General features: G+C 54.6%; 17 protein-coding genes and 1 pseudogene. 8 read left to right on the top strand and 10 right to left on the bottom strand.

Annotation, left to right across the window (positions count from 1 at the left end; all coding sequences use genetic code 11):
• The first annotated feature begins 93 nt into the window (after nt 1-93).
• Complete coding sequence (locus DQW50_RS14900; RefSeq protein WP_112080055.1) at nt 94-441, top strand: DUF6788 family protein; 348 nt, start codon at nt 94-96, stop codon at nt 439-441.
• 48 nt (nt 442-489) lie between these two features.
• On the opposite strand, the gene DQW50_RS14895 is transcribed toward DQW50_RS14900, so the two are convergent.
• The 3 genes from DQW50_RS14895 to DQW50_RS14890 form a co-directional block, all read right to left on the bottom strand.
• Nucleotides 490-927 (bottom strand): TRAM domain-containing protein, encoded by a 438-nt coding sequence (locus tag DQW50_RS14895; protein ID WP_112080054.1) that lies wholly within the window; start codon nt 925-927, stop codon nt 490-492.
• Nucleotides 928-1030: 103 nt separating this feature from the next.
• Entirely contained in the window at nt 1031-1324 is a 294-nt protein-coding gene (locus DQW50_RS17665) for a hypothetical protein (RefSeq protein ID WP_127341344.1), read from the bottom strand.
• A 158-nt stretch (nt 1325-1482) separates the two neighbouring features.
• A complete protein-coding gene (locus DQW50_RS14890) occupies nt 1483-2466 on the bottom strand; it encodes a hypothetical protein (RefSeq protein WP_112080053.1) in 984 nt (327 codons plus the stop codon).
• Between the two features lie 769 nt (nt 2467-3235).
• Here DQW50_RS14890 and DQW50_RS14885 point away from each other — a divergent pair.
• Nucleotides 3236-4501 carry a Cdc6/Cdc18 family protein gene (locus DQW50_RS14885; protein WP_112080052.1) on the top strand — a complete coding sequence of 422 codons (1266 nt, stop codon included), beginning with the start codon at nt 3236-3238 and terminating at the stop codon, nt 4499-4501.
• 553 nt (nt 4502-5054) lie between these two features.
• On the opposite strand, the gene DQW50_RS14880 is transcribed toward DQW50_RS14885, so the two are convergent.
• The 3 genes from DQW50_RS14880 to DQW50_RS14870 all read right to left on the bottom strand — a co-directional run bounded on the left by DQW50_RS14880 (nt 5055) and on the right by DQW50_RS14870 (nt 6583).
• A complete protein-coding gene (locus DQW50_RS14880; RefSeq protein WP_112077623.1) occupies nt 5055-5267 on the bottom strand; it encodes a hypothetical protein in 213 nt (70 codons plus the stop codon).
• 195 nt (nt 5268-5462) lie between these two features.
• Nucleotides 5463-5990, bottom strand: coding sequence for a hypothetical protein (locus tag DQW50_RS14875; RefSeq protein ID WP_094521150.1), 528 nt, complete (start codon nt 5988-5990; stop codon nt 5463-5465).
• Between the two features lie 11 nt (nt 5991-6001).
• Nucleotides 6002-6583: a helix-turn-helix domain-containing protein gene (locus DQW50_RS14870; RefSeq protein WP_198664694.1), complete on the bottom strand. Its 582-nt coding sequence runs from the start codon at nt 6581-6583 to the stop codon at nt 6002-6004.
• 219 nt (nt 6584-6802) lie between these two features.
• Here DQW50_RS14870 and DQW50_RS17660 point away from each other — a divergent pair, with 219 nt between their 5' ends.
• Nucleotides 6803-7096 carry a hypothetical protein gene (locus tag DQW50_RS17660; RefSeq protein WP_127341343.1) on the top strand — a complete coding sequence of 98 codons (294 nt, stop codon included), beginning with the start codon at nt 6803-6805 and terminating at the stop codon, nt 7094-7096.
• A gap of 97 nt (nt 7097-7193) precedes the next feature.
• Entirely contained in the window at nt 7194-7547 is a 354-nt protein-coding gene (locus DQW50_RS14865; RefSeq protein WP_094521152.1) for a MarR family transcriptional regulator, read from the top strand.
• Between the two features lie 67 nt (nt 7548-7614).
• On the opposite strand, the gene DQW50_RS14860 is transcribed toward DQW50_RS14865, so the two are convergent.
• On the bottom strand, nt 7615-8865 hold the full coding sequence (locus tag DQW50_RS14860) for a Cdc6/Cdc18 family protein (RefSeq protein ID WP_112080050.1): 1251 nt from the start codon (nt 8863-8865) through the stop codon (nt 7615-7617).
• Nucleotides 8866-9464: 599 nt separating this feature from the next.
• Nucleotides 9465-10793, bottom strand: coding sequence for a restriction endonuclease (locus tag DQW50_RS14855; protein ID WP_112080049.1), 1329 nt, complete (start codon nt 10791-10793; stop codon nt 9465-9467).
• Nucleotides 10794-11153: 360 nt separating this feature from the next.
• Between DQW50_RS14855 and DQW50_RS14850 the strand changes: the two genes are divergently transcribed.
• On the top strand, nt 11154-12950 hold the full coding sequence (locus tag DQW50_RS14850) for a PAS domain S-box protein (RefSeq protein ID WP_112080048.1): 1797 nt from the start codon (nt 11154-11156) through the stop codon (nt 12948-12950).
• 452 nt (nt 12951-13402) lie between these two features.
• On the opposite strand, the gene DQW50_RS18260 is transcribed toward DQW50_RS14850, so the two are convergent.
• On the bottom strand, nt 13403-14149 hold the full coding sequence (locus DQW50_RS18260; RefSeq protein WP_198664693.1) for a hypothetical protein: 747 nt from the start codon (nt 14147-14149) through the stop codon (nt 13403-13405).
• Nucleotides 14150-14215: 66 nt separating this feature from the next.
• Nucleotides 14216-14677, bottom strand: coding sequence for a hypothetical protein (locus DQW50_RS14840; protein WP_112080047.1), 462 nt, complete (start codon nt 14675-14677; stop codon nt 14216-14218).
• A gap of 169 nt (nt 14678-14846) precedes the next feature.
• Here DQW50_RS14840 and DQW50_RS14835 point away from each other — a divergent pair, with 169 nt between their 5' ends.
• The 3 genes and pseudogenes from DQW50_RS14835 to DQW50_RS14825 all read left to right on the top strand — a co-directional run bounded on the left by DQW50_RS14835 (nt 14847) and on the right by DQW50_RS14825 (nt 22111).
• Complete coding sequence (locus DQW50_RS14835) at nt 14847-15038, top strand: hypothetical protein (protein WP_112080046.1); 192 nt, start codon at nt 14847-14849, stop codon at nt 15036-15038.
• A 3-nt stretch (nt 15039-15041) separates the two neighbouring features.
• Nucleotides 15042-19167, top strand: a pseudogene (locus DQW50_RS18545) (Eco57I restriction-modification methylase domain-containing protein).
• The gene (locus DQW50_RS14825; RefSeq protein ID WP_112080045.1) at nt 19160-22111 is read left to right on the top strand and encodes a DEAD/DEAH box helicase; all 2952 of its coding nucleotides are present in this window, start codon (nt 19160-19162) and stop codon (nt 22109-22111) included. Before DQW50_RS18545 ends, DQW50_RS14825 begins: the two are co-directional and overlap by 8 nt.
• Nucleotides 22112-22305 lie beyond the last annotated feature (194 nt).

The raw sequence follows: 22305 nt of genomic DNA, 5'->3' as shown, positions 1-22305 counted from the left end.
GAGTAATCGCTGAAGTGTTCACGGTTGGTAGAGAAAGTTCGATACCTTATGTATCATCCGAACGCTAACGTGGGTCCGAGTGTTACATAAGGTATGGAGCAGCCGTCACCACCCACCTCGCTCCCGAAGTATCTCGCAGAGGGGCTCCCCAAACAGGATACGGAGACACTCCAAGAGGTACAGAACTATATTGAGGCGCTCATCGAGTACCGCGACCAGTCGGTCGACACTGACGAGCTTCCCGAGGCTGCCGAGCCCGTCGACGAGCCTGATGGCGCAGGAAGCGGGACCGTCGTCAAAGAGAAAGTCACCTGTGGCGACGACAGCTGTAAATGTGCCAGCGGGAATCCCTCGGATATGCACGGTCCGTATCTCTATCGCTACTATCGTGAGAACGGGACGATGAAATCGGAGTACGTCGGTAAGCCAGAAAGTGAGTAGTGGTGTGAGAAGTTTGCCATAACCACTCGTTCGTGCCAACCTGCGGTCCTAGACTTCCCCGCGAAGGGTGTCATCAACGACATCAGCGAACGCAACGTTCTCACGCACCTGTTGTATCTCGACGGTGACGCGGTCTCCGACACTCGTTTCGGGAACGATCACGACGTAGCCCCGCTCGACTTTCGCGATTCCGTCACCTTGGTCACCGAGGTTCTCGATTTCAACGTCTCGCTGTTCACCTTCCTCGACAGGCGGGCCGTCGTATTCGTGTTGCTGACCAGTGTGGTCAGCTGACTGAGTGACCTCAGTCGTGTCGGTGGCTTCGGTATCCGACGTCGATGTCGATATGAGCGCAACACGGTATGTTTCACCCTCAGAGAGTGTCCCCGTGGCTATCTCACGGTCTGGCACAGTTATCTGGTAGGTGCCATCGTCTTGCTCAACAGTCGCAGTATACAGTGTCTGGAGCGTCTCAGAAATGTCCATAAATCGCGTATTGTGTTGACTCTTGCCAGCTGACTTGTTTCTAGCGTTTCTAGTGCTCTCAACTGATTACCGTCGGTCTGATCAAGGTTCCCGAGAGACCACTTCAGGACTCATCGCCAGCATCAAACACGGCCGCAAAGTCTTCGAGAAGCTCCTGTGGCGATCGCTCATCACTACGAGACGGAAGTGGAGCTTCCCAGCATTCGATCTCGAGCGTGCGCGCATTCGACACTGACTCCGGTTCGGTTGTCACATTGAAAATTCCAGTATGATAGATCGCCAGCAGTCGCTGCTCATGAACGGTGACGTAATCGATTCCGGCCCGGTCCAGGACTGTTGAAACATTAGTAGGCTCAGATAACGAGACAGAGACGCTTGGAGACGGCGAGTCGGTCATACCAGGTCCTAGGTCTATTCTACTGATAAAACCCAACTTGAGTACGATCCGGATACACCATCTGGCCAGTTGCCGTGGCCGGTCTGTCGTCTCCCAACGAGTACGATAGAACAGTCCTCCCGCAGTCTCGGCCGTGACAGTATCCACCCAGACGCCGGCTACCCACCAGTTGAACGAGTATGGTAAGATGTCCCGGAGTCAAAACTGGTGAGTTCAGTGATACGCTGCTCCAGTTCTTCGATTTCAGCTTGGAGCTCGGTTGTGTCTTCGTCGGCACCAGCCAACTGGTCTTTGAGCCCTTGGAGACGTGTTTCTTTCATCTCTTCGTCGACGTCTGCTTTCCGAACATACTCGCTTTCCTCGATATCGTACACATCGGATTCAGAGAGTGACGTTACCTCCAACGCATCGTCGAGTTTGCTCGTATCGACGCTCATCACCCGCTCGGGGTCGATCCCCTCCGCCTCCAGTAGCTCAAGGACCGTGTCGTCATCTTTGAGTGTTCGATTTTGGCGGACAGTCCGCTGAACGGAGCCGTATTGACCACTCACGGGTTGATCGTGATGGAGGCGGTCAAGCAAGACGCCACGAACCTCTTGCCGAAGGTCGTTGGCATTGCGCTGGACATCTGACAGCAGCGTATAGAGGTTCACAAGCGTCGGCACGTCTAATTCGGTGAGTGACGTCATGTCGTGCTGCTCGAGCGCATCGATCAACAGGAGCGCGTCTGCGTACACCGGGATATCTGGCTCTTCTCGTGGACCATCGTCCTGTTCAACCGTGTGCGGATCGACGAGTGGCGACGCTGTTGGCGTCTCGCTTTCAGAGAGGGTGCCGTCCCGGTCGTCGATAGTGAATCGCGGATGGAGACTCATGACGGTGGCATACGGTTCAGCCCCGGGTGGGAGGCGATCGAGATCGAACGACCCAGTCGCATCGTCAACGCGCTCGAACAGCGTCTCGAACTGCTCCCGCTGGAGCGGGACGGTCTCACTGTCGGCCTGATACTCGATCAGCACTCGGTGTTGCTGGACGTCGGTAATGTGAAACGGCTTCTGAGAGAGCGGAGTGAGGAGTGTAGCGTCTGCTGGAAGCTCCTCCACGTTGTCGAGGAGATTGTCCCACGTCACTCGAAACGACATACTGGCGATTCAGTACTGCGAGACAAAAGCATACGGGCGTACGTGATTGAGCTCACCGTGATTAACCAACAGATAGCGGCAGAAGCGCTATTTTGTTGGTTAACTGCTGGCACAATCCGCAGAGGCTGCTATCCCGTTTTAATTCTGTCTTGTTCGTCTTGACCTCCCCCACCCCTCGTTCCGAGTGTAAGTTGTTCGCTCTATGGGGGTATGGTGTATCGGGTATGAACAGTTGTTGCTGCCGACTTCTGCTATTAGCGGTCGTGAGGTCGGGATATATCAGAAGGTCGGTCGCCGAAAGACGATTCGGCTTAACAGTATACAGAAAGTGCGGTACGGTAACGGACCACGCGCACGTTAATAAATATTATGGATTGATCGGTGGTTCGAGATCAACAGAACGCTTCCGCGAGCGAGTTACAGTCGGAACGAGGGGTGGGGGAGAAACAACAATCAGTATCGAACCTGCCGAGTTACAGTCGGAACGAGGGGTGGGGGAGAAACAACAATCAGTATCGAACCTGCCGAGTTACAGTCGGAACGAGGGGTGGGGGAGAAACAACAATCAGTATCGAACCTGCCGAGTTACAGTCGGAACGAGGGGTGTGGAGAACACTAACTGCTTCACTCGGTACAGTCGGAATGAGGGGGGTACAACCAAGTTCCGACTGTATAATTCTCCGCTATACAACCATCAAAACGACGCATTTCGGGGAGTTACAGTTGGAGCGGGGGTAGATATATGGTGGTGGCCTTGAAACGCACCCCTATGGCTGACGATGAGCATGACGATCCCGCGGACAGCAAGCAGGAGCCATCGAGTGGCGGCGACCCGCTGTTCGCTGAAGCGGGCGTGCTGAACCGGACGGAGCTGATCCGTCGGCCCGAACTTCTCGAAATCTCCACCGTTCCAGGGAGTGACCGAATCGCTGGTCGCACCGAGCAGATCCAGTATGTCGCCAGTAATATCGGGCCGCTGGTGACAAACTCGGAGCCCACCTCAGTGATGATATACGGGAAGACCGGCACAGGAAAATCGCTCGTGAGCAAGCACACCTCCCGCCGCGTCGTCCGTGAGGCAGAATCACGTGACACGAACGTCGAAATGGTATATGTCGACTGCGCACAGCACAATACGGAAGCACAGGCGAGTTCTAAGATCGCCCGCGAGTTGAACGAACTTGCCGGCGAACCCGAGTCTATCCCGCTCACCGGGCTCGGACCCTCCCACTACTATTCATACATCTGGTCGTTATTAGAAGACCACTATGACGGCGGGATCGTCATTCTTGATGAGATTGACCAACTCCAACCATCTGAGGACGCCAACACGCTCCTGATGCAGTTATCTCGGGCTGGAGAAAGCGAAAAGACGGAGTCATACATTGGCGTTATCGGCATCTCGAACAAGATCGAGTGGGGTGATGAATTAAACTCTCGCGTCCTCTCGTCGCTCGGCAACGAAGAGACAGTTTTCCCACCATACGACGCAACCCAACTACAGAACATTCTCTCTGCCCGGAAAGATGCATTTCACGACGGTGTCCTCGCTTCAGAAATCATTCCCCGGACAGCAGCTCTCGCCGCGCGTGAACACGGTGATGCCCGCAAGGCCGTTCGGATCTTGAAGAACGCCGGGAAGCTCGCTGAACAGGAGGGTGCCGAACAGGTACAGGAGCGCCACGTCAACGAAGCCCAAAAGAAAGCCGAGGTTGATCGACTCCGTGAACTCCTCGCGACCGACACACCTCACGCCCGATACGTGCTCTTAGCACTCGCGGAGTTGACGCAGAACACCGACGAATCGGATTTTCGAACTACCCGCGTCTACGATGCCTACGTGGAGGTGTGCGAGCAGGAGGCCGCCAACCACCTCAAGATCGACCGCGTCCGCGACCTGCTACGTGAACACGCTTTTAATGATACTCTTGAATCCACGCTGGAAAGCGGTGGACGAGCCGGTGGGACGTACAAGCAACACCGACTCCTGAAAGACCCAAACGTCGTTAAAGAGTCAGTGAAGCGCGAGATGTAGCATATTGGGAAATCTGGTGCGAGTAGAGTAAGAACTTCCCCAGTACAATTCCTATGAGGTAAGACTCTCCTTCGTTAACCAACATAGATCGGGGAATCGTCCAGTATGTTGGTTAAGATCGCTCACTCTCATGGAGAACTCCTGAAAAGATCCATCGCCAATAGAGTCTGTTGTTTCACTTGAAGCAGTGGTGTGTGGGTTCAATAACTATAGATCGGGTCTGCCCCTCCACCGTTTCCGAAGCTTTCGTCGATGAGCCATCGTGGGAATCCGCACACCACCATGTCCGAAGCTATTCACTAGAGAACAAGGGGACTACGAAAGAGGCGACGTAATCGGGACGGGGCGAGATGGTCCGGATCTACCCTTCCTTCCTGGTGGTTGGACAATATCTCCGAGGGATCGGACCAATTGGATCCCGTTCTCATAGCCAGTCGTCACCCGATATCCTTCTTCATCCTGCTCGACGGAGAATTATTGAATAGTTTGTCAGGGCATTATAGAACGGTTGGCATACCTCTCTTTGCTCTCTCGAATTGTTCACTGTAGGGGATTATTCTCCGAGTTTGTCTGTTACCGTTTTGTAGAGTCGGTCTGTCCACGCTGGGAAGACGAGAGCAGCGAGGGTTCCAACGACGACACCAGCAACAATTCCCTGTGTGATATCTTGGAGAACTGTCGTTCCGAGTGCCGCTCCGAACGTCACTCCAACGAGCATTGCGAAGACGACCCGTTCTCCCCCAGTGTCGTCGGAGTTATCAGACATCTGTATCGGATGCATTTTCGAGAGGCAAAAATAACTGGGGGCAGGTCGCGTGAGCTGAAACGGGTGTGTGGTTCACAGGAGCGGTGTATCAGGCAATTCCCACTAAATCTAGGGTGTCGTAGAATATTTATCACAATATTTATTTCGTGAATTCACAGCTGAATCAGCCGATAGAATGCGCTTGCTGACTGACCATTACGTGATCTCGTCAATCAGCTCAAACCCATTTTTGAACCGCACACGATTCTCGAACCCGTGGGCGTCGAGTGTCGCAACAACCGCCTCGCCGGCGTCGATGTCGGTCGTCACGATACAGACCAGACCGCTATCCGCTTCGAGCCTTTCAACTGCGGCCGCAGCAAGCGCGGTGTCAGCCTTTTCGATCCGATCCTCGCTTCTTTTCGAGGATCGAGCGATGTACGACCGAACGTCGTCCATCACTTGTGACACGGTGCCGTTCGTGTAGTCAGGCTCGTCGGCGACTGTAACCCAACCGGCATCAATGGCGCTATTGATCGGAGTCTGTCCCGGCGTACTTCGCCTCGGCGCACCACCGAGCTCGTCGTAGACCCGCTGCGGAATGACAAATGTGAGATCGTTCCGTTGAGCAAAGCGTTCGAGAGCCGTGTACTTGTTGTTCTGTTGGCGACCACACGCGATGAACAATCCTGTATCCGCGATCCACGTCACCGAATTCTGCAACGGGTTGAACGGCTCACTCATCGCTCTCGTAGTCAGCCCTCAATCGTCGGATTCTCATTAGCGTCCCGAATCTCGTCAAAATAGGGATCGACCGATTCCATATCGAGGACGACGTCTCGTAGTGCCTGTAACACGGCAATTGCGAAGGCGTGCTGAAGGTCGAGTTCCCGGGCTGCAACTCGCTCCGACATGTTCCCGTTGGCGTACGGTATCGCATACGTTAGGGCGGCAGCGAGCTTTCCGAGACCGTCTCTCTCGATGAGGAGATTGAGGTCCTGATCCCGAGGCGATCGGCCGAACGCTTCGATGAGCGTCGGCGTGATCGTATACTCGTCTCCCCCGAGATTTGCCGAGAGAGTGATCGGGACTGCTGAATACGTGTGTGTTTTCTGGCCCTCATCTCGAGTGAGGACCTTGAGCTCAACGAGCGAGCCGGCATCCGAATACGCTGTCGTCCGGGGAATCTCCAATTCATCGACAATGTCGTCGATAGTGACCTCCTCTTGCCGGAGCACGAAGGTGTAGAGCCGCGCCAGTCGTGGCTCTTCCAGCAGCTGTGCAACTGACAGCAGGCCGTTGACGGCGCGTTCGGGGTCTCCAGCTGCCTTCGACATACAATTCATAATTCATGTACTAGATAATAGTGTTTGGGATTGCCGAATCGGACGTGATACTTCGGACACCCTGTGCCGAGCGATTCGTGAGTCCTCTGTACTGAGCGATTCCTGTGTAGGTGTGAGAAGACTTCTATGACACCCTCCTAACGGTCAACGCGAACTCCTTGAGGCTCTCCAGCACACGTATTTTATCCGTCTGATGTGAGAATTGATGGTATGGGTGACCCGGATTCTCCAACCTTCTCGGTATCTCTCTCTGGTCGCACGGATATTCCAGCAGTTCTGAATCGAGCTGGCATCGATCACGTGAGTGTCCATGATCACCGACTCCTTGCTATCTATCACACGGCAATTCTCAATGTGACGACTGATCCGCATCAGATATCGGATACACAAACACTCGAGATCGAATGCTGGGAAGATCCAATTCCATCCCGTGCTGATGGAAAGTCGTCACAAGATATTCTTCAGGATTTCACCGACGTGTTCGACTCTGCCGGGGACTATTGAGAGATTCACCCCGGTGGCTCAACCTGATAATCACGACCAATATCATAACTAGCGACAGAAAGAACGATTATAATGGATACATGTTAGCTGTTGGAATATGAGTGCGTCACAGGGTGAAACCGATCTATCGGCGGACGAGCGTGCGGGTCTTGAATTGGTCCGCGAGACGGGTGGGATTCACCAGAGCGACTTTTGGAAAGAGCTGGGTGTCTCTTCGCGAAAAGGAAGCCGAATAGTCGAAGCACTTGAGAGTGCCGAGCTGATTCAGCGTGAAGAAGCGGTGTACAAAGGTCAACGGACCTACTATCTCGAACCAACAGCATCTGAGCTTGACTTTTCACTGCTGATGGCGGGTGACATGCTCTCGCCATTCATCGGTGAGGAAGAGGTCGATGCGCAGGCAGACGCCTTCTCCCAGTGGTTGATGAACCTCGCGTACGAGGAAGAGTGACTCTGTTCTTGAGGGCTTCTGACGGCTCTTAGTCACCAAAACTTAGCCACGATGGGCTTAATTCGTCTCACCGGAAGAGTTTGCCACCGCGTTGTTCATCCAGTTCGGTTATTGTATCATCCTCGGTGAGACCATCAATGATCATTTCAGGGCGTGCCGCGAGCGAGTAGCGGTAGTGGCGACCACCGCGCTGGCCGCGGTTGATCTCTTCCATCTTCGCGACGCCGTTGATCACGAGGTCATTCAACAGATCGCGGACCGTCCGAGCGGTGACCGTATCAGTCTCTGCGAGCCGTGCGGCGTGTTCGTACCACGCGTAGAAGGCGTCCATCTTCGCGGGTAGTTCGCCTTCATTATCGAGTGCAAGCAGAGTGTACGCAACGAGTTTGCCTTGGGGCGATAATGATGCAATTTCGCTCACAATCGCGCCCTGCTGGATCTCCTCTTCGGCCTGCCGGACGTGCTGTTCAGTAACGATATTGTCGTCGCTGGTGCGCGCCAGGTCGCCAGCCGTATACAACAGATCGAGTGCTGTCCGGGCATATCCAGAGCGCTTCGCGGCGAACGCGGCCGTTATCGGAACCACATCGTCAGTCAGCACACCATCATGAAACGCGTCGGCGGCACGATCTTTGAGGATCGTTCGCAGTTCGTTCGCATCATACGGTGGGAAATGAATCTCGTGTTCACAGAGCGTCGATTTGACTCGTGGATCCAGCGAGTCGCGGAACGTCGAGTCGTTCGTGATTCCGATGAGTCCAACTTTCGTATCGTCGGGATCGACAAATTTCGCAGAATTACGATTGTTACACCGCCCGAGCTTGTACAAGACGTTATCACTCGTTCCGATATTGTCAATTTCGTCTAGTGCGATCAGAACGTGCGTGGTGTCAGCCTTGCGTAACTCGTCGAACAGCATGTCGTACACGTCCCCCTCGGGGTAGCCTGTCGTCGAGATACTCGATCGGGGCGTCGACTCCCGGAGGACGTTCACGAGATTCACAGCGACCTGATAGCTCGTATTGAGGTCACGACATTCCATTTGGACGGCCGTCACGTCGACATCGTCGACGCCATCGGCGTCCTCGCGAACACGATCGAGCACGAGATGGGTGCCAACAGTCTTGCCGACACCGGTCGGTCCGTAGACGAACACGTTACGCGGTCGCTTTCCACGAATCACTTCGGAGAACATCTGGAGGTAGCGATTCAACACCTCATCGCGTTCGAGGATGCGGGACGGATCGTAATCGTCCCGGAGCACGTCTTCATCGAGGAAGATTTCATCCTCGGGCGTGAGGTGACCGAGATTGTCCATATCGGTTCCATACACAGATACCATATAAAACCGGGGCTTCAACTGTTTCGACTGACCCACACAGACACTCCACCGTTTCGAGTGTTCCAGGTGGAACGAGTAGGGGGGTCAGTTTCGGATGGATATTCGAGACCCTGTGCGACGCTAACATTTATCACAAATGTCTGCGTACCACACCCGCAAACCATTTTTTGTGAATGTAGTAGAATAAGAGAAGACGTAATAGAGACTCGATCAGCTAAAATCGTACGTAGCACTCGTCACTGTCTACTTGAACACTTGAAATAGTGGAGTGTGGGTGGTCCCGACTGGTGTCTCGTTTGTTCGACGCACTGTCCTGACGACGAACTGGCCTCGACAGGACCGACAGCAGATTGTACGCAATCGCGTCGGTGGTTATAGTTGAACACTTGAACGGGTGGTGTGTAAGGTCGACAATTAGAACGGCTGTTTGGTCATCGGAGACACTTGAAGACGTGGTGTGTGTGAGATCGGCTGGGATTTCAGCGTCGATCGCTGTCGGCGTACAGCTCGAAACACTCGAAGCGCCGGAGGGTGAGGACAGAGACAAGCGAGGTGCCGTCGCGGAGGCCGGTGATCTACTCCTCTCTTCCCGGTGGTTGAACAATATTTCCGAGGGATCGAACCAATTGGATCCCGTTCTCGTAGTCAGTCGTCACCCGATACCCTTCTTCGTCCTGCTCAACGGCTCCCACGCTGGGATGCGCAAGAAGTTGGAGGGCGGATCGAACCTCTTCGGTGGTTGGGATATCGTTCGAGTCCTCCATGCCCACGACGATCCACCGGACGTCCTCCGCTGTCTCTACGGCTCCATCGGCACGCTCGAGGGCCTGGATGACCGCAAGCAGGATCTCTCCAGCATCGATCCGGTCCTGGATGTACTCATCGAGGAGGTCGAGTCTGTCGTCTTGGAAGGCTCCCGAGCGTGTCAAGAGGGTCAGTATCTCTTCGGGTGGGACGGCATACTCGTTCCGGCGATCGAGGAGCTCGATGAGGTCGTCGACGGCAATGGTTGTCAACTCGGTCGTCTCGGCGTTATCGATCACCTTCGGAGCGAAGCCCGGAGCAACCACGATGGCGTGATCAGCCCCACGCTGGCGCCGGTGTTTGTCCACGTTGGTGACCTCTAGAGAGTTGACTCGCCCGTTCCCTCGGGCCTTCACTTCGACAACGACGTGTTTGGGGGACCGGATCTCCACGTCGGTGTCACCTCCTCCCTCGATCCAGTCGGCGGTACACCCCAGTTTGGAGAAGGCCTTCGCGACGAGTTTCTCGAACTCCTCGTGGGCAGTTCCGTCTGTGCTGGCCGCTCGGAGTTGGTCGGCGAGGTCGGGAGTTGGTCCGTCGTCTTCGTCATCGACAGGGTGGACACGCTCGCCGGCATCGGTCAGGTCGGCGATGGCGGTCTCGACCGACTCCTCTCCGGCGAGTTGGTCGAGGCGCTTGTCGGCGACTCGAGTAAATCCCTGCGGGCGGTAAGTCTCGTCATAGCCAACGAGTTCGTTGAATTCCTCAATATCGACGTCGACCTCCTCGACATCAGTGAGGAAGGTCATGTACTCCCAGGGGCTTTCCTCGTTCCAACGACCGTGTTCAACGTTCTCTCTCCAGAGATACTCCGCAAGGTCAGGGTCGTGTCGGAGTTGGAGGACTTGCCCCCTCGCGACGAAGGCGCCATCGTGGTAGACGAGCGCGATGTCGTTGCGTTCGACGTTACGCCACGTCCCATCTACTGAGGTCCCCCAGACGTGGACGAGATCGTCGTCAGATGTCGTCTGAAACAGTTCGAGATCCTCGTCACTGAGGTAGGACTCAATATCCTCAATTGGGTGCCCATCTCGGATGAACTGTTTGTAGTCCTCAAACGCGTCGTCGCGACCAGCGGGGAGGATCACGATTCCGGTCATGCTTGAGTGGAAATCACTAGTGGGAGGCAAATAATTGGCTACAACTTCATTGACTCTGTTAAAATCCTAACGAGCTGATAGGATTGGTGTACGAGATACAGAGGATGTATCCAGCACAAGAATCACCACATTTCAATCAGATAATCTCGAATTAGTTGATAAAATGTGCTTACCTATGGATCGCCAGCGATTGTATCCGCCACGGCAGATGCCTTTGATATGATTTGAATACAGAGCGTGTACGCTTACGAACCGCTGATCAGCAGACCGAAATGGCTGTACATTGGTCTGTCTTCGAATGTTGCGACTCCTATCTAACAACAACCGTAGATATATAATCTCTTCAACCAACTATCTGTTATGTCCGAGGCGATCCGGATCCTGCATGTTGATGACAATCCGTCATTTTGCGACCTGACACGAGAGTTTCTGCAGCGAGAAGATTCTCGCTTCGAAGTCGTTTCCGAAAACTCTCCCACAGACGCGCTTAATCGCATCCAAACCGAACAAGAGCAACTCGACTGTCTGCTCAGCGACTACAATATGCCTGAAATGAACGGTTTGGAGTTTCTGGAGACACTTCAACAGCAATTCCCTGATTTTTCTGCTCCATTCATATTACTGACAGGCGAGGGAAATGAAGACGTGGCTGCAGAAGCGCTGAACATCGGCGCGAGCAGCTATATCCAGAAAGGTAACCCCGAAGTGTACGAATACGTCGCAACACGCATTCGGCATGACCTTGAAACGGAACAGGCGTACCGCGACAGCCAGCGGTTCGATACACTTCTTAGCGCCATCGACGACCCGTTCTACATTCTTGATGGAAACGGCCGGTTCAGCTACGTCAATAATGCGTTCTGTGACCTCACCGGCTATGACCGGGCAACAATTCGTGGCAGTGACCCATCACTGGTTAAAGACGAACAAGCTGTTGCCGTTGGCGAGAAATATTTAGCTCAACTCCTCTCCAATGACGGCCCTGACAGTACTACGTTTGAGGTCAAAATCCAACCGAAGAACGGTGACGCTATCCACTGTGAGGACCGAATGAGCGTCCTTCCGTATGAGGGTGAGGAGTTCCGCGGTTCCCTTGGTGTTCTCCGGGACATCTCTGAGCGGAAAGCACGCGAACAACAACTCCGCGAAGCCAAAGAACGGTATCAACTGTTGGTTGAACAGAGCCTGATTGGGCTGTATATTAGCCGCGGCACAGAAATCATATACCACAACCCAAAGTTCGCGGAGTTGTTTGGATGTACGGATGAGGCGAACGTATTGGCTAGTGAGTCACTATCAGAACGTGTTCAGCCAGCTGATCGGGACCGACTGGCTGATAACCTCGGAGAGGTGATGATCGGTGACAGAGACTCGATCCGAGAACCGTTTGTCGGGGTCCAAGCCGATGGCGATACAATTAATATCGAACTACTGGCGCGGAAAATCGAACTTGACGGGGAGCCAGCGGTCATCGGAACTGTCGTGGATGCTGACGAAGATGATCAGAGCTACTGGCAATTGCGCCGGGAACGGGATCGGCTTGAAGCGTTCACGAGTATTGTATCCCATGATCTCCGGACGCCACTTAGTGTTGCTCAGGGTCGAATTGAATTGGTACTTCAGGAGCTGACAGAAGGGTCTGCTGTCGAGTCACTTGAGGATGCTGACCGGGCGCTACGTCGGATGGAAGCGATGCTTGGAGAGCTCCTGACGTTGGCGAAACAGGGTGAGGTTGTGGCCGACACCGAACCGGCTAGCATTCAGGAAATCGCAGAATCAACGTGGGAGAACGTTGAGACAGCAGACGCACACCTACATGTATCGACGGATAATAGTATTGAGGCAGACCCCGGCCGGATGAAGAGTTTGTTTGAAAATCTATATAAGAATGCAGTAGAGCACGGCAGGTCGGATATTACATTACGAGTTGGGGCGAGTGAGGAAGGTATTTATATCGAGGATGATGGGCCGGGAATCCCAGCAGATGTTCGAGAGGAAGTATTTGAGCCCGGATATTCCTCTTCCGAGGAAGGAACCGGGTTTGGGTTGAGTATTGTCGAAGAGATTGTTGAGGCTCATGGCTGGGAGATCGGGATAACCGAAGCGGAGAGCGGCGGTGCACGGTTTGATATTACTGGTGTTGAGTTCGCTGAATAGCTTTTTTTATTCGGTGCGGCGTTCGTGGCAATAGATAGATAGCTCACCGGAACAGGTTGTCTGTGAATCTCTCATACCGGCCAACCTTGACCATCTCAATTAGAACAATCCCTATACAAGACTCGCGCTGTGTATCCAGCATAGCCTCTCCAAACTATCAGAATCTGAGGATTTTAACAGAGCCGCCACGGTCGACGTCGACTGTGACGAGTGTTCTAGAGGTACTGATAAAGAGCAAGACAGCTGATCACCCGCCGAAATCGGGTGGCTATAGTAGCTGCTCAACATCATCGTAATTCCTTATGTAACTCTTACTTTCCAGTGTTATCTGTATGTTACATAAGGAATTGATATCAGATGTCGTGTGAACGAACCCGAAAAATGCCCGTTGCGGGTCTGTCGTGGGACCGAGTGGGCGTAATTAGCGCAATAATCACGACCACAGAAGCTGCTTATCCATCAAATGAATTACGGACATGATCGTTGAGATTTCTCTTTCCAAAAGCAGGGACGAACTCTTCTGAGAGTGTTTTTCGATCAGCAGCTCTCCCCAGCTCAACATCTCCATCAATCGTTTCGGCTCTAATCGCTTCGCGTTCCACAATGCTAGAGAGATCAACTTTTGGGGTGGCTTCTTTGATTTCTCCAGTAGCAAGGTGTTTCATCCAAAGGGTCCATCGGAGTCCATCAGTGCCAATCCCTACGAGGTACTTTTGGTCGATATCGCGGAGGTATTTACAGAATGTATCCTCTTCGAGGTATTGCCGAACGTCGGCCGTAGCGTCTTGTTTCGACCCTCGTACTAATTCACGGTTTGCTGCTTTCGCTTCCACGAGACACACCAACGAGTCGTCGACATTCTTGAGGAGATAATCCGGCTGTCGAGGTTCCACTTTACGATATGTTATTGGTCGGCGAATGAAGTGTGCGCCACCTGCGCTGTACTCTTCGGATGTTGGACTCCGGTATCCGAGCCCATGAAGAACCGGCTCGATCAAGTACTGCTCGGTAAACACTTCGGGTTGTTGTTCAACCCGCGCTCCAGGAAGTGTCCCTGGATTACGGAGGATATCCGCTAATTGGCCTCCTTCGTTGAGATCACGAAACTTTTGCGCAAACATCTCCAACTGAAGACGAACTCGCTCAGCAATCTGGTAATCTGGGTGGAGGGTAGGATGTAAATCGGCGTCGTCAGCCATATGGTTCGTGTCGGACGTATCGTTGATGTATCTGTTTATTCTCCAATAGTTGGTGATTTGGTTGGGTCATGATCCGGTGAATTTGATGATCCGCCATGACAGGGTTGAAATCCAAATGAGTGGGACGAGGAAGATGGAGAGCAGGACCCTATCGGTAGATCCGGTGAGGAGGTAGTAACTAATCAGTAGATAGATGACAACTCCAAGAAGTAGGTTGATGCCAGCGATGATGAGTCCGGGAGCCAGGATCCCGGATTCAAGAACATCACCGAGGATTCGAGTGAATATTTCTTTCCGTGATTTGTTTTGCCATCTCCCTTTCGAGTACCTCTTTCCGGCTGTTTGTGCGGTCTCTTTCAGTTGTGACAGTTCGTAATACCCGACGCTGGCTGTGAATGTCGATACAATCACGATAGGAAACAACAAGCGATAGCCAGTGATTGTGTAGAGATACCCGATACTTGCTACCGTCCAGAAGGCCATTAACGGGTCTCCCTTACTGGCAGCGGTAGCGTACTCCTTCGCCATGTGGTTTCACTGACAAAACTGTCCCGCGCTACTAAAAGTTCGGTCGAAGTGCGTAGCAGTCCAGTCATCTGTTCCGTGATGTGGATAGAAATACTGAGCACAGCTCATGTCCGACTCTTAGTCGAAGAAAAGTCTATACGGCTGCCCGTATTCGACCGTGTCATACGTGATGACCCGCAAACAAGTCGGGCGAAATGCCGGGAACTCGGGGCGGATCAACGTCTCCGGTTCCGAACTCGACAAACTCGGTCTCGAGATCGGTGACGCGGTTGACGTCGAAGTCGCCGACGCGACGGCCGTTGCGCATGCCCTCATCGACAGCAAGGAGTCGGACGAATTTCTCATTGTGACCCCTGCCTAACTGATGCAAAGTTCACTCACCTACCGCACGAATCGTGACCTGTTCTCTAACTACTACCTCGACGAGCACCTCCCAGAGACGGAGGAGTGGGACGAAGTCGACGACGACGAACTAGAAGCCGCGTACGACGAGATCGTCGATCTCTACGACCGGGAGAAGAGCACGGCCCCGAAGCGGAACGAGTCCCAGCTGGAGGAGAAGTTCATCCGGCCGATGTTCCGGAAGCTAGGGATTCCCTTCGAGGTCGAGGAGAGCACGAGCCGGACACAGCGCCGACCGGACTACGGCTTCTTCGAGACCGAAGACGCCGCGCGTGACGCCTTCGAGCGCCGCGAAGGGGGGGGCGACTTCTACGAGAACGCGGTCGCCGTCGCCGACGCTAAGCGCTGGGGACGCCCGCTCGACACGCGGGGGAGCGGAGAGCACGAGCGCGACTTCGAGAACCCGAGCTACCAGATCCACGTCTACCTCCAGGAGACGCCCGCCCGGTGGGCGGTGCTGACGGACGGGAAGAAGTGGCGGCTCTACTACGGGCCGACGAGCCACAGGCTCGACTCCTACTACGAGATCGACCTGCCTACCGTCCTGGAGAAGGGGGATCTTGAGGACTTCAAATACTTCTACCTCTTCTTCCGGCACGGCGCATTCCTCGAAGACTCCGGCGGCGACTGCTTCCTCGACGACGTCTATGACGAGTCCAACGTCTTCGCTCAAGACCTTGGGGAGGACCTCCAAGACAACATCTACGAAGCTATCAAGGTGCTCTCGGAGGGGTATCTCCAATACCCCGACAACGACCTCGACGAGGATGACCTAGGCCTCGTCCACGACTCCTCGTTGATCTACCTCTACCGGCTCATATTCGTCCTGTACGCGGAAGCTGAGGGGCGGGACCTGCTGGACACAGACAACGAGATCTACGAGCAGTCCTACAGCCTGAACTCCCTCAAGCAGGAGGTCGCCGAGGAGCTCGATAGCGGCGATCCGAAGTATCGTGACTGGCAGGACGACCTGAGCTCGCGGCTCGACGAGTTATTCGAGCTGATCGACCAAGGGAGCAAGTCACGCGGGATTCCTAAGGAGGACCTGCACATCCCGGCATACAACGGCGGCCTATTCCGGACTGACCCGGATGAGGACGACGACCCCGAAGCCCGGTTCCTCGCGGAGCACACGGTGGGCGACGCCTACCTTTCCCGTGTCATCGAGCTGCTCACGCGGAGCAAGCAGGAACGGTGGCGGGAAGATCTTCGTCGACTACTCGTCGCTGGATGTCCGCCACCTCGGCAGCATCTACGAGGGTCTCCTTGAGTACCAGCTGCATGTCGCTGACGGACCGTTGGCGCTCGACGGCGACGAGTACGTCGAGGCGGACGAGAGCGACGAGGTCACGGTCGAGGCGGGCGAGGTGTACCTCACGACGGGCAGCGGCGAGCGGAAGGCGACGGGCTCGTACTACACGCCCGAGTACGTCGTCGAGTACATCGTCGACGAGACGCTCGGGCCGCTGGTCGACGACATTCGGGAGGATCTGGTCGGGTACGACTCCTACAGCGAGGGCGGGTTCGCTGAGGAGTTCGCCGAGCGCGTCTTCGAGTTGAAACTGCTCGACCCCGCAATGGGGAGCGGGCACTTCCTCACGAGCGCCGTCGACTACCTCGCACGGGAGATCATCGACGCACAGGAGCGGCAAGCGGCCCAGCAGGGGATCGAGACGGTCCAGGAAGATCACGACATCAACTGGGCGCGCCGGAAGGTGGCCCAGCGATGTATCTACGGGGTCGACCGAAATCCGCTTGCGACTGAACTCGCGAAGGTGTCACTTTGGCTGCGGACGCTCGCAGCCGAGCAACCTCTCGCTTTTCTCGATCATCATCTGAAGACCGGGAACTCGCTCGTTGGCAGCGATATAGAGGACGTGCTGGCGAACGGCGACGGCAGCGATACCGGCGACGGACAGTTGACCTTAGAGCAATCGTTCGCACACACGCGACAGCAAGCCTTAGAGCACGTGATGGACCGGTTCCAGAGCCTGCTCGCCATCGACAACGAGACGCTCGAAGACGCGAAGGAAATGGAAGACGTGTACGACGCGGTCCGCGAGGACCCCCTCTACCGGCACCTGCTGGCGATGGCGAACGTCCATACCGCCGAGCGCTTCGGCCTCGACGTGCCGAGCGACGCCGATAAGCGCATGGCGGAGGCCCTGCGCGCTGATTCGTGGAGCGACATCGAAGCGCAGGACTGGTTTATAAGCGCGCAGTTGATGGCGGCAGACGAGCGCTTCTTCCACTGGGAGTTGGAGTTCCCGGTAGCGTTCTACGACGAGGACGGCGGCCGCAAGGCTGACGCCGGGTTCGACGCAGTGATCGGGAATCCGCCGTATGTGAGTCCAGAGAACCAAACCGAAAGCATCCGGAGTTACCTCACCGATTCTGAACTATACCCTTCCACTCACGGAAGATTTGACATATATCTCTGCTTCATGGATAGATCAATATATTTGGTAAAAGATGGAGGATTAACTTCCATGATCATACCGTACCCACATTTATATGAGAATTACGCTAAGAAGTTCCGACATCGACAGCTATTCGATTTGAAGACAAATCGTATATTAGACCTCTCGAATCAAGAAGTGTTCGAAAACGTAGGTGTGAGAAATATAATACAGACGTTAGAAAACACAAAATCTGACGGATATAGTATTGAGATCAGTCATGGAGAGAGAGAGTCCAAATCAATACAAGATATCTCGAATCCGGTCTCTGTGGAAAATTCGTTATTTAAGGACATATACAATAACCGCATTCGTGTTAACCTAGATAGCAAAGATACGGAAATACTACAGAAAGTCCAAGGACAGATATTTACAGGCGACTTTTATTATGTCTGTAGAGGCCTTGAGATATATTCTGTAGACGCAGGAAATACCAAAGGAGATCGGATCCATGATACAAAGCAAACAGCACGAGATAAGCCATATATAGAAGGAAAAGAAGTTGTTCCATGGACGATACCGTCCCCAAGCCGCTATATTGATTATGAACCTTCTAAAATGAAACGGCCTAGGTTCCCAGAATTATTTGAAAATGAGAAGTTGCTGATTCAGGACGTAGTTGGGGATAATGGACTGGCTGTAGCTTTAGATGATACTGGAATGTATTGTGATAATACTATAAATTGCTGTGTTAAAGTGACTGAATTAGATGATGACAAAATGCGAAATACAGATATCCCAACTGGAACAGAATATAGAGCGATTAGTGAGATCCCAAATGAGTGTATATTAGCTCAGTGGAACTCTTCATTAGTATCATATTATTATAAAAAATTGATTGAGAGCGGTCTACACGTTTATCCATCTGACATCAGACAGATCCCCGTGTATCTTCCTTCGGAATCGTCTATAGAATCAATACAAAAAAGTGAATTGCCGAAGCAGTCCACAATCAAAATTACAGATGCGAGTGAAAAAGAACTACTCGGATGGTTGTCCGGATATACAAAACAACGGATTGAATACACACACAATCGTGTCAAACTGAATTTGAACCTCCCCGACTACCTCGGTAACTACGAAGACGGCCCGGATCTTCCCGACGTCGGTCTCTTCCAGCCGAGCGAGTCGAACGTCCTCGACGCGACGACCGAGGAGTACGAGAAGCTCCGTGTGGGCGACGTGCGCGCCGAGCGCGACGGCACGAGCGTCACGATTTTCGCGACGGCGCGCTACAAGCCCGAAGACGAAGACGCGCACGAGACCGACACGTACGGCTACACCGAGACCGAGTTCGTCGAGGCGTTCACGCTCGTCGACTGCTCCGAGCGCGAGGCCGCTCTCGTCGCGGCGTTCGTCCCGGTTGCCGTTGACGACGAGATCGCCGGCTTCCGTGAGAACGCCACCAAGACGAACTCGCTCGTCGACCGTCTGAAGGCGATCACACTACCGAACCCCGACGACGTGGCCGACGATCTGGAACGCTACATCGAGACGAAGGAACGCGCCGATGAACTCGACGCAAAGATCGAGGAGACCGACCGGCTCATCGACGAGATCGTTTACGACCTCTACGACTTGACCGGCGAGGAGATCGAGATCGTCAAGTCCGCAGTCGCCGATGACTGATTTCACGGTCGGCAACCACGTCAAATTCGCCGGTGGGCAGGGCGAGATTACCAAGATCGAAGAGCGTCCAAATGGAAGCCATCTGCTCCATGTCTACACCATGGAAGGCCAACTCCGCAAGCTTCCGAGCGGCTTGCCTCATATCGAGAAGATCGACTCTACTGTCGACCGACTTGCGGCCAAACGGGTTGATGATCCGGTTCACTACGATCTGCGGGAGCGTGCGACCCGCCTCGATCTCGCGTACCGCTACGACCGGTTCCTCTCGCTGACGAACAACCGCATCGAGATCGAACCGTACCAAGTCCAAGCTGCCTACGAAATCCTCAACTCGTACGATCACCGCTACCTCATCGGTGACGAGGTCGGCCTCGGGAAGACCATCGAGGCTGGGATCGTCATCGAGGAGCTCATCGCTCGCGGTCGCGCCGACCGCGTCCTCATCGTCGCGCCCGCTCCGCTCACGGTCCAGTGGCAGGAGGAAATGCGCGAGAAGTTCGATCAGAACTTCGTCATTTACGACCGCGAGACCGTCCGATCGAAACGCCAGTCGCATCCGAACCAGAACGTTTGGGCACAAGAGGACTTCATCATCACCTCCGTGGACTTCGCCAAGCAGTCCACCGACGAGACGGGTTCAGACGCTGTCTCGCCTATCGACGCACTCGACAACCTCGAACCCGAGTGGGACGTCGCCGTATTCGACGAGGCCCACCACCTCACCGCCAGGCGGTCGAGCGACGACTCGATGGAACGAACCCAGCGCTACCGCGTCGGCGAGGCCGTCGCAAACAACTCAGACGCGCTGCTGCTGCTCACTGGGACCCCACACAAGGGCAAGTCCGACCAGTTCTACTTCCTCATCAGCCTGCTCGACCCGTACCGCTTCGGCCACGAGTCCCAGATCGAACCCGAGGCCCTCGACGACCTGATGATCCGCCGGCTGAAGGACGACATGTACGAGACGGACGGGACCCGTATGTTCCCCGAGAAGAACATCGAGGCTCTCGGCGTCGAGATGTCCGCCGCCGAGCGTAAGCTGTACGACGACGTCACCGAGTACATCCGCGAATACTACAACCTCGCCCGCCAGGAGGAGAATCAGGCCGCCGGCTTCACGATGGTCATCTACCAGAAGCGGCTGGTGTCGAGCATCTACGCCATCCGTAAATCTCTCGAGAACCGTATGCGAGCCATTCAGAACGAGGGAACCGGACAGGAACTCCCCGACGACGTCCAAGAGCTCATTCCCCAGTACAGCACCGAACCCGAGACCCTGACCGACGCGGAGCGCAATCGGGTCGAGGAGGCCCTAGAGACGGTCACAATCACGCAGAACCCCGACCAGGTACAAGCGGAACTTGACCGGGTCAAACAGCTCTGGCAGCAGGCCAAGGCCATCGAGACCGACTCGAAGGCCCAAATCCTCAAGCAGTTCGTTGGCCGGATCCTCCGGGAAGACCCCGACGAGAAGGTTCTCATCTTCACCGAGTACACGGATACCCTCGAATACCTCCGCGACGAGATATTCCCCGAGCACGATATCGCGCAGGTGTACGGCGACCTCAATCAGGACCGTCGCCGCCGCGAGATGGAGAAGTTCGAGGAGGAGGCCAACATCATGCTCGCGACCGACGCGGCACAGGAGGGGCTCAACCTCCAGTTCGCCCACATCATGGTGAACTACGACCTCCCGTGGAACCCGATCCGCATCGACCAGCGGATGGGTCGTCTCCACCGGTACGGCCAGGAGCACACCGTCGAGATCCGCAACCTCTTCTTCAAGGACACCCGTGAGAGTGAGATCCTCTCTCTACTCCTCGAGAAAACTGACCAGATCGAGGCCGACCTCGGGATGCGTTCCGACGTGATGGGTCGCGTCCTCGAAGACGTCGACCTCGACGAGACCATCATGGCCGCTATCGCGAACGACACGCCCACCGGCGAAGTCGTCGCGAACATCGAGGCGACGATAGAAGAGCGCAAGGAAGCCCTAGAGACGGTCGAAGAGCAGTTCCTCATCCGTGACCGGTTCGACCTTTCCGACGAGGACAAGGAGATACTCGACGTCATCGAGCGGAGTCAACACGGTGAGGTGAGCGAAGACGACATTGAGATCCTCGTCCGCGAGTTCTTCGATGTCTTCAAGGGAGACATCAAGGGTGTCCGCCCCGGACCCGCTCGCTCCGGTGGCGATGTCTATCAGCTGGATGTTCCCAACGTACTCTCCGGCGATCAGGTCAAGCAGCGATATCCCATGGCGACATTCACGAGAGAGGTCGCGATGGAGCAGGACGACGTCGACTTTATCGCGCTTGACCACCCGCTCGTCCAGTCGCTCATCGACTTCTGTCTCGACTCAGACCGTGTGGAGGGAAAGATTGCACTCAAGACGACGGAAGACGATGCTGCGCCCGGTATTTGTTTCACCTACCGACTCGGGTACATCTCCGGAGCTGGAGATGTGGTTACTGAGAAGCTCGTCAGCCTATACGTCACCACGAACGGAACGGTCGCCACATCATCACCCGAGATCGTCGATACCCTACCGCCCTCAGAAGCGAATGCTATCGAGGGACTCGACCGGCTGACGTCGATGGCTGATGACCTCTATCAGCAGGCGGAGATGGAGGCTTGGAACCATGTCGAGTCGTTCGCTCAGGAGGCCCGTGAAGAGCGCGAACGCGAGACGAAAATCAAACGCCAACATACAGAGCGGCATTTCGAGGAAGAGATCAATCGGTGGGAAGATCGACTTGAGACGTACCAAACACGTGATGAACAAGGTGAGGATATGTCGGCGCCAATTGGGAATGCGAACCGGCAGCTTGAGACCCTCCGACGCGAACAAGATGAGGAACTTGCCCGACTTGAAGAAGAAAAACATGTCACGCCGGAAGAGCCAGAGTTAGTAACTGCGTCCTTCATAGTACAAAATTTCTAAGTGTTCACTCCAACAACTAACCCATGTGATAGATTGGGCAAAAGAAATCGGGCTTCTCTGGCTCTGCTGAAATTCTCAACCGGAGATATGTTCTTGGAGCCATGCTGAATACAGAATGTGTATCCACACACAGGTTGTGATAGTTCGTCACCAATTCCCATAAGAATGCGACCAAGTAGCCATCGATCGACATT

Origin of the sequence: Halorubrum sp. 48-1-W (assembly GCF_003287355.1) — an archaeon.
Lineage (GTDB): Archaea > Halobacteriota > Halobacteria > Halobacteriales > Haloferacaceae > Halorubrum.
Note: the sequence above shows the minus strand (reverse complement) of the source record. Positions and strands in the feature narration are given on the sequence as shown.

Excerpts from the sequence above, each read along its gene's own strand:
- DQW50_RS14900 (WP_112080055.1), top strand. The coding sequence starts at position 94 with ATGGAGCAGCCGTCACCACCCACCTCGCTCCCGAAGTATCTCGCAGAG.
- DQW50_RS14895 (WP_112080054.1), bottom strand. The coding sequence starts at position 927 with ATGGACATTTCTGAGACGCTCCAGACACTGTATACTGCGACTGTTGAG.
- DQW50_RS17665 (WP_127341344.1), bottom strand. The coding sequence starts at position 1,324 with ATGACCGACTCGCCGTCTCCAAGCGTCTCTGTCTCGTTATCTGAGCCT.
- DQW50_RS14890 (WP_112080053.1), bottom strand. The coding sequence starts at position 2,466 with ATGTCGTTTCGAGTGACGTGGGACAATCTCCTCGACAACGTGGAGGAG.
- DQW50_RS14885 (WP_112080052.1), top strand. The coding sequence starts at position 3,236 with ATGGCTGACGATGAGCATGACGATCCCGCGGACAGCAAGCAGGAGCCA.
- DQW50_RS14880 (WP_112077623.1), bottom strand. The coding sequence starts at position 5,267 with ATGTCTGATAACTCCGACGACACTGGGGGAGAACGGGTCGTCTTCGCA.
- DQW50_RS14875 (WP_094521150.1), bottom strand. The coding sequence starts at position 5,990 with ATGAGTGAGCCGTTCAACCCGTTGCAGAATTCGGTGACGTGGATCGCG.
- DQW50_RS14870 (WP_198664694.1), bottom strand. The coding sequence starts at position 6,583 with ATGTCGAAGGCAGCTGGAGACCCCGAACGCGCCGTCAACGGCCTGCTG.
- DQW50_RS17660 (WP_127341343.1), top strand. The coding sequence starts at position 6,803 with ATGGGTGACCCGGATTCTCCAACCTTCTCGGTATCTCTCTCTGGTCGC.
- DQW50_RS14865 (WP_094521152.1), top strand. The coding sequence starts at position 7,194 with ATGAGTGCGTCACAGGGTGAAACCGATCTATCGGCGGACGAGCGTGCG.
- DQW50_RS14860 (WP_112080050.1), bottom strand. The coding sequence starts at position 8,865 with ATGGACAATCTCGGTCACCTCACGCCCGAGGATGAAATCTTCCTCGAT.
- DQW50_RS14855 (WP_112080049.1), bottom strand. The coding sequence starts at position 10,793 with ATGACCGGAATCGTGATCCTCCCCGCTGGTCGCGACGACGCGTTTGAG.
- DQW50_RS14850 (WP_112080048.1), top strand. The coding sequence starts at position 11,154 with ATGTCCGAGGCGATCCGGATCCTGCATGTTGATGACAATCCGTCATTT.
- DQW50_RS18260 (WP_198664693.1), bottom strand. The coding sequence starts at position 14,149 with ATGGCTGACGACGCCGATTTACATCCTACCCTCCACCCAGATTACCAG.
- DQW50_RS14840 (WP_112080047.1), bottom strand. The coding sequence starts at position 14,677 with ATGGCGAAGGAGTACGCTACCGCTGCCAGTAAGGGAGACCCGTTAATG.
- DQW50_RS14835 (WP_112080046.1), top strand. The coding sequence starts at position 14,847 with ATGACCCGCAAACAAGTCGGGCGAAATGCCGGGAACTCGGGGCGGATC.
- DQW50_RS14825 (WP_112080045.1), top strand. The coding sequence starts at position 19,160 with ATGACTGATTTCACGGTCGGCAACCACGTCAAATTCGCCGGTGGGCAG.